Here is a 12,820-nt window from a genome sequence, read left to right as displayed (position 1 = left end):
CGGTACGACCGCGACGAGGCCCCGGGCGCCCGGACGCGCGGACACAGGGCGGACGACTTCGCGAGCCGCGGCCCGAGACCTTACGATAATGATTATCGTTTGCGATACCTTGGGGTCTCGCGCCGGACCACTACGTGTCGGCCGCCGAACCCGTTCCAACCGGCCCCCGTTCCCTGGGAGGTGGGCGTCCTGCACGACGCGATGACACCGAAACGATCCGTACCTCCGCGCAGCACCCGGCAGCGGCAGGCCGTTCTGAGCGCCCTGCATGCGCGTGGCGCCTTCACCTCCGCGCGAGACCTCCACGAGGCGCTCGAAGCCGACGGGGTCGCCATCGGCCTGACCACGGTGTACCGGGCGCTGCACGTCCTGAACCGCACGGGACGGGTGGACGTCATTCGCGAGAAGACAGGGGAACGGCTCTACCGGCCACGGCCCGAGGACGGGCACCGCCACTACCTCGTCTGCCGTGCCTGCGGCCTCAGCAAGGTGGTGGAGGCGGACGCGGTGGAACGCTGGGCCGAGAACGTGGCCGAGGCCACGGGATTCGCCGAGGTGGAGCACACCGTGGAGCTGACGGGCGTCTGCGGCGACTGCCGCGTCGGCCCGGCCGCGCGGGACTCGGCCGGTTAGACACTCCACCCGGTGGAAACCTTCTGCGCGGGGCTCGCCCGTCCGTACTGGACGGGCGAGCCCCGGGGAGACCTGGCGATACGTGGCCGCTCAGTGGCCGGCGGTGACGCCGGACAGCTCGTTGGTGCCCTTCGGCAGGGTGACGCTGCGGAGCTTCTTGCCCGACTCCAGGTCGTAGGCGTGCAGTTGACGCTTCGCCGGCTCCGACACGTACGCCGTGTGGTCACGGACGAAGAGAGTGGGCCTGGCCTGCTGCCAGTCCAGCGGCTCCTGCCAGTCGCCCACGGCCTCGATCTTCTTCTCCACCGTGCCCGTCTCCGGGTCGATGACGTGGAGGACGCCGTCGGTGCCGAGCACGAGCGCCTCGCCGTGGGGGCCGCGGGCGAGCGAACGGAAGGAGTAGCTGGTGCCGAGGTCGATCACCTTCATGGTCGCCTTGGCGGTGTCGATCAGCGACACGCGGGTGGTCCGTTCCAGTTCGGCCTTCGGGTCGGTCTTGTAGTCACCGAGGAGGACGGGCGAGAGGTCGCTGCCCACCTGGGTGCCGACCGCTCCGTGCGTGTCGGGGCTGTCGACCTTGACGAAGTCGCCGTTCTTGTAGAGCAGTACGCCGTCCTCGCAGCCGAAGGCCACCACTTCGTCCTTCGCGGCGGCCTCTCCGTGGACGCCGGGGCAGTTCTCGGCGCGCTTGATCTCCTTGTTGTCCTTGTCGAGGACGAGGGCGCCGGTGCGCTTCTCCTCGGTGCCCAGGGTGCTGACGAGCTGTCCGCCGGCCAGCTCGATGGCGACTCCGTGGTGGGGCGCGGCAGAGGTGTAGGTGCGGCTCCGGGGCTTCTTGCCGCCGGCGAGACCGGTGGGGTCGAAGACGTTCACCTGCCCCGTGCCGTCGGTGAACAGGACCGTCCGGCCGGCGTGCCGTACGACGTGACCGGGCTTGGCGCCCGGGTACTCGGCGCCGGTGAAGGCGCCCCGGGTGGCGTCGAACACGCGGAAGCCGGCATCCGTGGAGACGATCACGTGCCGGTTGTCTCCGGCCGCGTTGACCCGGTTGAAGCCGGGGAGTTCGACCGTCCTGGCCGGCTGCAGGCTCTCGCCGTCGAGGACGTAGAGCCCTCCGTCGAAGGTGGCGACCAGCGGGTTCTTGACCGCTGCCGCCTGACTGGCCGTCGCCTGTTCCGGCTTGACCCCGCCGGACGGCGCCTTGGACTGGCCGCAGGCGGTCAGGGCCAGGGAAGCCGCCAGCACGAGGGCCGTACCGGTGAGCGTTGTGGTGCGTATGGGCTTGTTCATCGTGTGTGTTTCCTTCTCCTGCCCGTACGGGGCGGGGTTCTGGGGTGATGGGGCGGTCGGCGTGCGGCACACGGGACCGCGGGGGTGGTTCGTCCGGTCAGTCGCGGGTGAGGCTCCCGGCCATGGCCGCGGTGTTGGCCCGCATCATCTCCAGGTAGGTACCGGCGCCCTCGCCCTTCTCGGTGAGCGACTCGGAGTACAGCGGGACCACGTCCACGTCGCCGCCCGTCTCCTCGCGGAGCACCTCGGCGAGCCGGGTGGGCTGGGAGGAGTCGGCGAACACGGTGCGTACGCCGGCCTTCTCCATGGCCCGGGTCAGGGAGCGCAGGTCGGCGGAGCTGGGTGAGGCGAGGGTGGTGCCGCTGGGGATCACCGCGCCGATCACACGGAAGCCGAAGCGGTCCGCCAGGTATCCGAAGACGTGGTGGTTGGTCACGAGGGCTCGCCGGTCCGCGGGTACGGCGGCGAAGGACTTCTCCATCCAGGCGGTGAGGTCGGCGAGTTGGCCGTCGTAGTGCTCGGCGTTGGCCCGGACCGTCTTCTCGCTCACGCCGTCGACGTGCTCGACCACCTGGCGGGCGATCAGGCCGGCGGCCTTGCGTACGCGATCGGGGTCGGTCCAGAAGTGCGGGTCGGGCTCTCCGGCCTCCTCCGCGGAGCCGCCCTCGTCTCCGGTGTGGAAGGTGAGCGGGTCCGCCGCCTCTCCGGCAGCGAAGGTGGCCACGCCGGACCCGCGGGCGGCCTCCACGTGCCGCAGCACGTTCTCCTCCAGGCCCAGCCCGTTGTAGACGACCAGGTCGGCGTTCTCCAGCTCGGCGGCCTGCACGGCCGACAGGCCGAAGGAGTGCGGGTCGGCGTTGGGCTTCATCAGGACACTGACGTCCGCCTCCTCCCCCACGATCTCGCGGGTGATGTCACCGAGGATGTTGGTCGTCACCACGATCCGGGGCCGGTCGTCGCCGCCGGAGCACCCGGACGCCGTCGCGCCGACGACGCAGAAGCTGACCAGGGTCAGCAGCAGGGCGCGGATCCGGGCCGTCTGTACGCGCACGTTCATCGTCCCGTCTCCGCCATCAGCGACGGCCGGATGTCCAGGTCGAAGGTGCGGGCGACGCGGAGGCCGTCGTTGTAGTCGATCTCGTACACGCGCTTGCCTCCGGGGTCGTTGAGGTAGGCCCGGCTCCTGTCGACCTCGATCACCGGTGCCGTGGCCCCGTCGGTCGCGGGTTCGGGGGCCCCCTCCAGCAGAGGATCGGTGACCGTGGTCTCCTCGCCGTCGGCCATGTCGTAGCCGTGCAGGGCTCCGTCGGTCTCCAGGACGATCAGTGGGGAGCCTTCGCCGGCGGTGTTGGCGGCGACCACGGGACCGGTCTCCACCCGGGTCCAGTCGCGCTTGGTGACGTCCAGGACCCAGACGGCGTCCTTGCCCGCGGGTGCGGTGAGCGTCGTGCCGCCCGGGCGGTACCGGAAGTCCGCTGCCCGCTCCGCCTTCGGTACGTCCTTGCCGTACGGGATCTTCTCGGCGGTGAAGGCGCCGTCGTCCTCGTACACCAGCAGCGCTCCGTCGGCGCACCCGAGGACGACGCCGCGGCGGGTGACCGCGTCGCCGCGCGGGCTCTCGCATGCGGCCGCCGGTACGGCGACCCGCTTGCCCGAGCGGTCGAGCACGGAGACCTTCGCCGGGCCGCCCCCGTCCCGCGTGAGAGCGATCAGGTGTTCCGCGTACGGCACCACCGGCCCCGCGTAGGTGCCGGGAAGCTCGTCGGGGGCGCCGATCACGCCCTTCTCCAACACGGCGCGGGGGTGGACGGCCGACTTTCCGTCCGCGTCCGTCACCACGGTCACACCGGCGTCACTGCGGATGCCGGCCACGGTGCCGCCCGGGAGTTCGCCCAGTTCCCGGATCTTCGCGCGGTAGTAGTGCACATGGTCTCCGTGGTCGACCATCCAGGCGCCGCTGTCGAGGACGTGGGTGCCGTTCGGGCCGTGGAGGTACCCGAAGCGGCCGTCCGTGGTGAGTGCGGTGACACCCGCACGGTGCGCGAGGTCCTGGAACTCGCCGGTGACCAGGTCCAGTACGCCGGTGTCGCCACTGCCGGTGTCGACGAGGACGAGCCGCGACTGCTGCTCGGCCGACTCGGTGGCTCCCTCGACATGGCCGTGCGGAGCGGCGGCGGGAGGGGATCCCGCCGGCTGCCCTGAGTCGTCGGCGCCTGCGCAGCCCGCGGTCAGCAGGGCCATGGCCAGCAGGGCCGACGCCGTGGCGGTGACGTGTGTTCGGACGTGCATGGGTGTTCGCCTCAGGCTTCGTTCGGTCGGGTCGCGGGGGCGTTCGTGGTGCTTGCGGAAGGAGGCGTGGGGAGTTCCACGCGGTGCGCACGGCGTCGGCGGTGGACTGCGGATGCCAGGCGGGACAGGAAGAAGAGGCTGACGGCGAGGGCCGAGACCGTCGCGCCCGCGGCGGTGCGCGCATGCCAGGAGATCAGCAGTCCTCCGAAGGTGGCGAGGGAACCGAGGGCTGCCGCGAGGAGCATCACGCCTCGCACGCCGCGCGCCCAGGGCAGGGCCGCCGCCGGCGGGGCGATCAGCAGGCCGAGGACCAGCAGGGTCCCCACGATGTGGAAGGAGGCGACGATGGCCAGGGCCAGCAGTCCGAGGAGCACGGTGTGTGCGAGCCGGGGACGCAGCCCGAGCGTCTGGGCCTTGCGCTCGTCGAACGCCAGGGCCAGGAAGGCCCGGTGGCCGAACGTCGCGATGCCCAGCGCGAGCAGCAGCGCCGCCGCCAGAAGCACCAGGTCGCCCTCGCGCACCGCGAGTACGTCACCGAAGAGGAACCCGGTCAGATCGACCGCGAACGACTGGGACCGCGACACGATGATGACGCCGAGGGAGAGCATGCCGACGAAGAGCAGGCCGATCCCGGTGTCCTGGGACAGCCGCGGAGCGCGGCCGAGTGCGGTGACGCCTGCCGTCATGACAGCCGCGCTCACCAGCGCTCCCAGCAGCAGGTTGCCTCCGAGCAGCGCGGCGACCGCGACTCCGGGCAGGAGACCGTGGGACATGGCGTCGCCGAGGAAGGCCATTCCCCGCAGCACCACCCACGTCCCCGCGAGGGCGCAGATGGCCGAGACCAGGATCCCGGCCCACAGGGCCCGCTGCACGAAGGTCACCTCGAACGGCGCCGTCAACCACTCCATACGAAGAAACTATAATGACAATCATGTTCAACAAAATCCATGCCGACGGCCAGGCTCACGCGAAGCGGAACCCCTGCATCCGGCTCACCGACCTCGAAGCCGGCTACCCGGGCAGACCCGTGCTGCACCAAGTCACCCTGGATATAACGGCGTTGACCATGACCGCGCTCGTCGGACCGAACGGGAGCGGGAAGTCCACCCTGCTCGGCGTCCTCGCCGGTGTGATACCGGCCACATCGGGACAGGTCTGGCGCTCCGAAGGGCGCCCGCCCGCGTTCGTACCCCAGCGCACCGCTGTCGGGGACTCCCTGCCGCTGACGGTGCGAGGCACCGTGGAGATGGGACGCTGGGGCCAGCGAGGTCTGTGGCACGGGCAGAGTCGCCAGGACCGGGCGGTGGTCGACTCCGCCATGGACCGCACGGCCGTGGGCGACCTCGCCACCCGCCAGCTCGGCGAGCTGTCGGGCGGTCAGCGCCAGCGCGTCCTGATCGCCCAGGGCCTCGCCCAGCAGTCCGGCCTCCTGCTCCTCGACGAGCCGACGACAGGACTCGACCCCGCGTCCCGCGAGCGGATCGCGACCCTGCTGGCGGGACTGGTCGCCGACGGCACCACCGTCGTCCAGGCCACGCACGACCTGGAGGCAGCCCGCGCGGCCGATACCTGTCTCCTCCTCGCCGAGGGGCGACTGGTCGGCCGGGGAGCCCCCGGGGACGTACTCACCGACGACGTCCTCGCACGTGCCTGGCGGCCCGCCTGAGGACGGGCCGAGCCGGTCAGTCCTTCATGGCCACGAGCACGCAGCTGTCCCCCACCTGCCACACCGGCGCGACATGACGGAATCCCGCCTCGCTCAGCAGTTCCGCGTGCCGGTGGACCGGCAGATGATGGTTGGCGGCATCGGCACCGGCCAGGGGACGGCCCCGCCCCCGGCGTTCGAAGAAGTCCGCCAGTTCGGGGTCGGCCGCGGCCGCCAGCCACCAGGACTCCCAGTCCTCGTCACGGTGGCCGCCCGCCCGCTCCGCCCGGCAGCGCCCCACATGGGCGGTCAGATGGGAGCAGGGCCCGAGGTCCGGAGGGAAGTGGTCCCCGTTCACCAGCGCCCCGCCGGGACCGAGGAGGGCCGCGAGACTGCGGTAGGTCTCCAGCAGGACGGGGGCGGGCAGACAGTGCAGGGCGGTCGTCGAAACGGCGACGTCAGGACCGCGGCGCAGCCGGAGGGAGTCGGTCCAGCCCTCCTCTCCGATCACCGCCTCCACGAAGCGGGCGGCGCCCCCGTGGTGGGCGCGCCCCAGTTCCAGCAGCACGGGATCCATGTCGACCGCGACGATCTCCGCGTCCGGCAGGCGGCGGGCCAGCCGGGCGGACAGGGAGCCGGGTCCGCAGCCCAGGTCGAGCAGGAGCGGCCGGCTGCGGCCGGCGCAGACGTGCTCCACGACATCGGAGATCACGGTGAACCGCTCCTCGCGCTCCACCGCGTACCGCTGCTGCTGCCGCTCCCAGCGCTCCACCCACGTTCTGGCCGCTGCCGTGCTCACGCCCATGCGGTCATGCCACCTCTCCCGTCCGGTCACCTGCCACTCATCACGCTCAGCGTACAGATGGAAACGGTTATCAGTAGCCTTATGCCCGGTGGAGTCGCCGGCATCACCCCGATGAAGCGAGGACCGTCAGCAGTCGGCCGATCTCCTCGTCGGCGCTGCACGCGTGCAGGCCGACGCGTACGAACCGTCCTTCCCGCCGGTTCCCTCCGGCACAGGTCGTCGGCACGGACCATGAAGCCGTGACTGAAGAGGGTCCGGCGGTCACCACCCTCCAACTCGGCGTCGGCGGACGCCAGATGGCGGACGGCTCCCCGGTACGCGGCGCCACCGGTCGACCCGGACAGCAACCCGCAGCGCCGGATGAGCGTCACCATGCCGTCGATGGCCTCCTCGTCGCCCACCGCTCCCACGCGCCGGCATCGGCGACGCTGCCCAGGCCGAACCCGCCGCTGACGTCGATGGCGTACGGCTGAGACCTCTCGCCCGGCACTCGTCCCTCTGCAGCACACAGCGTTCCGGCGCCCTGGCCTTCTCCTCCAGAGGTGCGGGAGGCGCTGGAGCGGCACCGCGACGCCGTCGAGCCGACCGGACTGGCGTACGACCTGGACACCACCGCGCACCGGTCGCCATCACCCGATCACCCGTGAACCCGCAGCTCAACGCATGCCGCAGCTCCTCCAGAGAGGCCACGTCGATCCCCACGGCGCGCCGGCATCGCAGGCGGCCGGCCGCCGCACCAGAGCGCTGGACCGGTTCGCCCTGTGCGCGAAGTGCACCCGGCCGGAAAGGTGGTGACGCCGGCAGACGGACCGGAAGCGGTCGGCGTTCTCCGCGACGACCTCCGGCAGCAGCACGTTCAGCGGCGATCCCAGCGCGTGCAGGAACGGCCCGTCCCGAAGGAGCGAGGCGAGTTCCGCAGCCACCCGCGGCCGCGGGTACAGCGGCTCCGCGTCCACCAAGCCCGCTGGCCCACCGGTCGCCGCCCCGGCTTCACGATGCCCGCTCCCCCGCAGTCGTGCCCCGGGTCCAGGTGCCGCCAAGGCCGGAGAGCCCGATAAGGCGGAAAGCAACTACTCATCCCGCGCCACGGGTTGGCGCCGCGGGCAACACCCCGCGCTTCTCGGTCCCGTCTCCGGGGCGCCATGGTATAAAAATGGGAACCATTTTCATTAGGGGCATCGATGCACGATACCGAACACGACACGGCGGGCCGCGGACGCTCCCGCCCCTCCACCCGCAGCAGCCGCGCCGCGCGCGGCGAACGGACAGACAAGGCCGCCCGTCGCATGCCGCGTGCCGCATGCCGGCCGGGCCGGCACACCACCACGCGCCCCGGGCGCGCTCGGGGCCTGTGATGCCGGCCGACAGCCCCAAGGGGGTGTTGAGCGTCGTGGTCGGCAATACGCCCGGGATACGCGGCGAGCTCGTCGCCCAGCTCCAGCGGACCCATCCGGAGTCGCTCGCCCTCTCCGTGTCCGTACAGGAGAGCACCTCCGGCCACTACCCCGTGGTCCAGCGCATGATGACCACGGCCGACGGGCGCCCGACCGCCACGGCGACCATGGGCGCGACCGGCGACCCGGCGATCATCCTCCGGCAGGACCTGGTCTCGCTCCGGCGGGCGCGGAAGTCCGTTCACGTCATCCTGGCCCTGCCCGAACACCTCGACCCCCTGCCCTTCCTGCTGGACCTCTGGCGCTCCCGCGTGGGGGCCGACAACCTGGAGGACCACTACGACCCCGCTCTCGTCCTCGCGGGCGTCACGGCGGGCACCCTGCTGGCGGACATCGGGTGCGTGCACCGGGCGGTTCGCGTCTGGAGCGGTGGCGGACACAGCGAACCGCTCACCCCGGCCGAGATCGCCGCCCGCCAGGTGGAGGCGGCCGACGCGGTCGTCCTCGCGGGCGCCCCGACGGAGAGCGGAGCGGAGACCCAGGAGGCCGCCACGCTCCTCCGTCACCTCAACCCCCGCGCCGGCATGGTCACCCTCGACCGGGTCATCGCCCGGCAGCCGGCGTCCGGCCGGGTCCTCGCCCGCGCACAGGCGCACGCGCCCATGCGTGCCCAGTGGGAGGCCCGGCTGGACCCGACGGGCTCTCCCTACGCGGCCCCGGAACCCGGCCCGAACGTCTCCACGGTCGTCTGGCGGGCCCGCAGGCCGCTTCATCCGGGGCGCCTCGCCGACGCGCTGGGCGAGGTCATGCTCGGCGTACTGCGCAGCCGCGGCCATCTCTGGCTCGCCAGCCGGCCCGACGCGGTCGTCACCTGGCGCTCGGCAGGCGGCCACCTGGAGATCATCGAGGCGGACCGGTGGCTGGAGGCCCACGCCTCACCGGCCTGGGAGGCCGCCTCTCCACAGCGCCGCACCCTGGCCTGCTGGTTCTGGGACGACCGGTACGGCGAGCGGCGCAACGAGATCGCCTTCACGGGCACAGGTCTGGACGCCGACCGCATCACCGGCGCGCTGGACGGCGCGCTGCTCGACGAGACCGAGGTGGCCCTCGGACGTGAGAGCTGGAGCCGCTGGCACGACCCCCTGCTCGGGAACGCATGAGCCCCCTGCCGAGGCGGGCGCACCGGAATCCCGTGCGCGTCGGCCGGAACCGCACGGGAACGAGCGGGCCCACACCCCGCCGGAGGTGTGGGCCCAGTCGGATCCGCCGTGACCGCTACCAGGAGGACTTGGTGACTCCGGGGAGGAATCCGGCGTGCGCCTGCTCCCGCATCCGGACGCGCGAGAGCCCGAACTTCCGCAGGTGGCCGCGGGGACGACCGTCGACGCTGTCGCGGTTGCGCACCCGGGTGGCGCTCGCGTTACGAGGCTGCCTGCGCAGCTCCGCCAGGGCCTCGGCTCGCTGCTCCTCCGACGAGGACGGCCTGCGGATGATCTCCTTCAGCTCGGCCCGGCGGGCCGCGTAACGCTCGACGATCGCCTTGCGCTTCTCGTTCTGCGCGATCTTGCTCTTCTTGGCCATCAGACCTTCACTCCCCGGGCGCGGATACGGGCCACCGCGGCCTCGATGCCGATGCTGTCGACCGTCTTGATCGCCTTCGTGCTCAGCGTCAGCCGGACGTACCGGCCCTCGCTGGGCAGCCAGTAGCGCTTGCGCTGGATGTTGGGGTCGAAGCGGCGGGAGGTCCGCCGGTGCGAGTGGGAGATGGTGTTGCCGAAGCCCGGCTTGGCGCCGGTCAGCTGGCAGTGGGCGGACAAGGTGCTACCTGCTCTCTGGACGGAGACGGCTATTGGAAACGATTTCCATTCCCTTATAGTAGCGGCATGGCACGCAACGAGGTACGCCCGATCATCAAGCTCCGCTCCACCGCCGGAACCGGCTACACCTACGTCACCCGCAAGAACCGCCGCAACGACCCCGACCGCATGGTCCTGCGCAAGTACGACCCCCTCGTCCGGCGCCACGTCGACTTCCGCGAAGAGCGCTGACCCAGCCCCTCCCACCCGAAGGACACCCCATGAAGCCCGGAATCCACCCCGCCTACGGCCCCGTCGTCTTCCGCGACAAGGCCGCGAACCACGCCTTCCTCACCAGCTCCACCATGACCAGCGACAAGACCGTCGAATGGGAGGACGGCAACACCTACCCCGTCGTCGACGTCGAGATCTCCAGCGTCAGCCACCCCTTCTACACCGGCACCGCCCGCGTCCTGGACACCGCCGGACGCGTCGAGCGCTTCGAACGCCGCTACGGAGGCCGCAAGTGACCCTGCCCGTCGCCCTCGTCGCCGGGCTCCACTCCGACGCCCGCCGCGAGGTCGTGGACCGACTGCTGCACGCCGTCCCCGGCAGCGTCGCCCTCCACCACGACCTGTCCACTGCGGCCGACGGCACCGTCCAGCGCGTCGTACGCGATGCCACCGGTGAGCTGTCCCGTGGTGAGGCTCCCCTCGTCAACGACTGCGCCTGCTGCGCGCTCCGCGAGGACCTGGTGCCCGAGCTGGAGCGGCTGGCCGACGGCAGTCTGACCCGGCTGGCCGTCGTCGAACTGTGGGACTCCGTCGAACCCAAGGCGATGGCCGAGGCCATCGCCCAGCACGGAGCCGACGCGCTCGACCTCACCGGCGTGATCACCGCGGTGGACCCGGCCCTCGTCCTGCCCTACCTCGTCAACGGCGACGACCTGGCGGAGGTCGGCCTCGCGGCGGCCGCCTCTGACCAGCGCACGGTCGGCGACACCTGGGCACGCCAGCTGGAGTACGCGCCCGTACTCGCCCTCGTCGACAGCGGGGAGGCCGACGACGAGGACCGCGCCCTGCTCGCCCAGCTCCACCCGACCGCTCGACGGGTGGATGCCGGATCCGGCGAGCTGGCCGCGCTGGCCTTCGCCGGCTTCGACGTGGAGGCCGCGGCCGCCGCCCAGCACCCGGCCTGCGCCCTGCTGCCGCAGGAGGCGGACGAAGCGGGCGTCACCACGTTGGTCTGGCACCGCCGCCGCCCCTTCCACCCCGAGCGCCTGTACGAGGCGCTGGAGGACCTGTGCTGTGCGGCGGCCCGCAGCCGGGGACGGTTCTGGCTCGCCGACCGCCCCGACACCCTGCTGGCCTGGGACGCCGCGGGCGGCGCCCTGTGCGTGGAGAACGCCGGCCCCTGGCTCGCCTCGCTGCCCGACGCCGCCTGGGAGATGGTCCCGCCGATGCGCCGCGCCGCCGCCGCTCTGGACTGGCACCCCGAGCACGGCGACTGCTGCCAGCACCTCGTCTTCACCTCCCCCGGCCTCGACCGCCACGGCCTGGAGCAGCTCCTGGAGTCCTGCCTGCTCACCGACGCCGAGTACGCCGCGGGCCCCGAGGCATGGAAGTCCCTTCCCGCCGCGTTCGACCCCCTTCTCGACCCCGTTTCCTGACCCACCGGCCCCGACCCCGAGGACACCCGCCCATGGCACGCCGACAGAACCCCCACAAGCCGCTGAAGTCCCGCCCCAACCCGCTCGACGCGGCAGGGATCACCTACATCGACTACAAGGACACCGACCTGCTACGGAAGTTCATCTCCGACCGCGGCAAGATCCGCAGCCGCCGCGTCACCCGCGTCACCGCCCAGCAGCAGCGACAGCTCGCCGCCGCCATCAAGAACGCCCGCGAGATGGCCCTCCTCCCCTACAGCAGCGCCCGATAGGACGTCACGCCGCGGGCGCCGGCCTCAACGGCGACACCTCTGGGAAGCCGGCGGACACGAACGCGCACGAAGCTCCCCGATTCCTCCACCTGACTCGCCACGATCAGGTCACCCCCGAGCTGCCGACGGAACTGATCGCGTGCTGGGAGACGGTGACCAACACCGGCGGTGCCGTGATCGCCGCCGGCTTCCCGCTGCCGCCGGTGAGCACCTGCGACGTCGGTCCGGCCGTCCACGTACAGGCCGCCCCCGATTCCGCGGTCGCGGACTCGGGGGTGTCCTCATGAGGCAGGCCCAGCAGACCGCCCAGGAGCGCACTCCGGGTGGCACCGGGCGACGACCGGGACGAGAACCTGATGAGCCTCGCCCTATGACGTCGGCCGGCGATCGTGGCCACGGCACCCCTCAGCAAGGCTTCCCCCCAATACGACACGGGTGCGGCCACCGATTCGGTGGCCGCACCCGTGTCGGTGCCGACGGCAGCCGGCAGGTCCTACCGGGAACCGGAGCGCGGCGCCGGCACGGTGGCCGTTCGCGTGGCAGTGGCCAGGTAGGTGACGCGGAGGGTGCCGGTGGCCGGTTCGCGGTCGACGAGCACCTCCACGCCGTAGACCCGTTTGATCTGGTCCGGGGTCAGCACGTCCTCCGGGGCGCCGGCCGCGGCCACCTTCCCGTGGTCGAGGAGGACGAGGTGGTCGCAGTACCGCGCCGCGAGGTTCAGGTCGTGCAGGGCGACGACGCAGGTGACGTCCAGTGAGGTCAGCAGGTCGAGGAGTTCGAGCTGGTGACGGATGTCGAGGTGGTTGGTGGGCTCGTCGAGCAGGATCTCCCGGGGCTCCTGGGCGAGGGCGCGGGCGAGCTGGGTGCGCTGCTTCTCCCCGCCGGAGAGCGTGTGCCAGCTCCGGTGCTGCTTGTCGGTGATCTCAGTCCGTTCGAGCGCCTCGTCGACGATCCGCCGGTCGCGCTCGGTGAGCGCGTCGAAGCGGCCGCGGAACGGGGTGCGACCGAGTTCCACGACCTGGCGGAC

Annotated in this window: 16 protein-coding genes; 8 read left to right on the top strand and 8 right to left on the bottom strand. The window is 71.8% G+C overall.

Annotated elements, in window-relative coordinates:
* The first annotated feature begins 201 nt into the window (after nucleotides 1-201).
* Nucleotides 202-633, top strand: a complete 432-nt coding sequence (locus OO47_RS27220; protein ID WP_033210496.1) for a Fur family transcriptional regulator — start codon at nucleotides 202-204, stop codon at nucleotides 631-633.
* 90 nt (nucleotides 634-723) lie between these two features.
* Here the strand turns inward: OO47_RS27220 and aztD are convergent, their stop codons facing one another.
* The 4 genes from aztD to aztB form a co-directional block, all read right to left on the bottom strand.
* Nucleotides 724-1,923 (bottom strand): zinc metallochaperone AztD, encoded by a 1,200-nt coding sequence (gene aztD, locus OO47_RS27215; protein ID WP_030214527.1) that lies wholly within the window; start codon nucleotides 1,921-1,923, stop codon nucleotides 724-726.
* Between the two features lie 97 nt (nucleotides 1,924-2,020).
* Nucleotides 2,021-2,980: a zinc ABC transporter substrate-binding protein AztC gene (aztC, locus tag OO47_RS27210; protein WP_030214529.1), complete on the bottom strand. Its 960-nt coding sequence runs from the start codon at nucleotides 2,978-2,980 to the stop codon at nucleotides 2,021-2,023.
* Nucleotides 2,977-4,212, bottom strand: coding sequence for a hypothetical protein (locus tag OO47_RS27205; protein WP_030214532.1), 1,236 nt, complete (start codon nucleotides 4,210-4,212; stop codon nucleotides 2,977-2,979). Before OO47_RS27205 ends, aztC begins: the two co-directional genes overlap by 4 nt.
* An 11-nt stretch (nucleotides 4,213-4,223) precedes the next feature.
* Entirely contained in the window at nucleotides 4,224-5,120 is an 897-nt protein-coding gene (gene aztB, locus OO47_RS27200) for a zinc ABC transporter permease AztB (RefSeq protein WP_030214535.1), read from the bottom strand.
* Nucleotides 5,121-5,134: 14 nt separating this feature from the next.
* Here aztB and aztA point away from each other — a divergent pair, with 14 nt between their 5' ends.
* A complete protein-coding gene (gene aztA / locus OO47_RS27195; RefSeq protein WP_033210489.1) occupies nucleotides 5,135-5,878 on the top strand; it encodes a zinc ABC transporter ATP-binding protein AztA in 744 nt (247 codons plus the stop codon).
* Between the two features lie 16 nt (nucleotides 5,879-5,894).
* Here aztA and OO47_RS27190 read toward each other — a convergent pair whose 3' ends face one another.
* Complete coding sequence (locus tag OO47_RS27190) at nucleotides 5,895-6,662, bottom strand: class I SAM-dependent methyltransferase (protein ID WP_030214539.1); 768 nt, start codon at nucleotides 6,660-6,662, stop codon at nucleotides 5,895-5,897.
* Between the two features lie 239 nt (nucleotides 6,663-6,901).
* Here OO47_RS27190 and OO47_RS38820 point away from each other — a divergent pair, with 239 nt between their 5' ends.
* Entirely contained in the window at nucleotides 6,902-7,135 is a 234-nt protein-coding gene (locus tag OO47_RS38820; protein ID WP_199812346.1) for a hypothetical protein, read from the top strand.
* 917 nt (nucleotides 7,136-8,052) lie between these two features.
* Entirely contained in the window at nucleotides 8,053-9,216 is a 1,164-nt protein-coding gene (locus tag OO47_RS27180; RefSeq protein ID WP_078489944.1) for a GTP-binding protein, read from the top strand.
* Nucleotides 9,217-9,331: 115 nt separating this feature from the next.
* Here OO47_RS27180 and rpsN read toward each other — a convergent pair whose 3' ends face one another.
* On the bottom strand, nucleotides 9,332-9,637 hold the full coding sequence (rpsN, locus tag OO47_RS27175; protein ID WP_030214546.1) for a 30S ribosomal protein S14: 306 nt from the start codon (nucleotides 9,635-9,637) through the stop codon (nucleotides 9,332-9,334).
* The gene (gene rpmB, locus OO47_RS27170) at nucleotides 9,637-9,873 is read right to left on the bottom strand and encodes a 50S ribosomal protein L28 (protein WP_030214549.1); all 237 of its coding nucleotides are present in this window, start codon (nucleotides 9,871-9,873) and stop codon (nucleotides 9,637-9,639) included. The genes rpsN and rpmB overlap by 1 nt, the downstream gene beginning before the upstream one ends.
* Nucleotides 9,874-9,939: 66 nt before the next feature.
* Between rpmB and rpmG the strand changes: the two genes are divergently transcribed.
* From rpmG to rpsR, 4 genes are read left to right on the top strand one after another with little or no spacing between them, the layout of a single operon-like run.
* Complete coding sequence (gene rpmG / locus OO47_RS27165; RefSeq protein WP_030214552.1) at nucleotides 9,940-10,104, top strand: 50S ribosomal protein L33; 165 nt, start codon at nucleotides 9,940-9,942, stop codon at nucleotides 10,102-10,104.
* 29 nt (nucleotides 10,105-10,133) lie between these two features.
* Nucleotides 10,134-10,382, top strand: a complete 249-nt coding sequence (locus OO47_RS27160; protein ID WP_030214559.1) for a type B 50S ribosomal protein L31 — start codon at nucleotides 10,134-10,136, stop codon at nucleotides 10,380-10,382.
* Nucleotides 10,379-11,521, top strand: coding sequence for a CobW family GTP-binding protein (locus tag OO47_RS27155; RefSeq protein WP_030214561.1), 1,143 nt, complete (start codon nucleotides 10,379-10,381; stop codon nucleotides 11,519-11,521). The genes OO47_RS27160 and OO47_RS27155 overlap by 4 nt, the downstream gene beginning before the upstream one ends.
* A gap of 32 nt (nucleotides 11,522-11,553) precedes the next feature.
* Nucleotides 11,554-11,793, top strand: coding sequence for a 30S ribosomal protein S18 (gene rpsR, locus OO47_RS27150; RefSeq protein WP_030214563.1), 240 nt, complete (start codon nucleotides 11,554-11,556; stop codon nucleotides 11,791-11,793).
* A 493-nt stretch (nucleotides 11,794-12,286) separates the two neighbouring features.
* Here rpsR and OO47_RS27145 read toward each other — a convergent pair.
* Nucleotides 12,287-12,820, bottom strand: a 534-nt coding sequence (locus OO47_RS27145) for an ABC transporter ATP-binding protein (RefSeq protein ID WP_033210485.1), incomplete at its 5' end; no start/stop codon positions are given.

This window comes from Streptomyces bikiniensis (genome assembly GCF_000716625.1).
Lineage (GTDB): Bacteria > Actinomycetota > Actinomycetes > Streptomycetales > Streptomycetaceae > Streptomyces > Streptomyces bikiniensis.
This window is presented reverse-complemented; position numbering and strand designations above follow the sequence as displayed.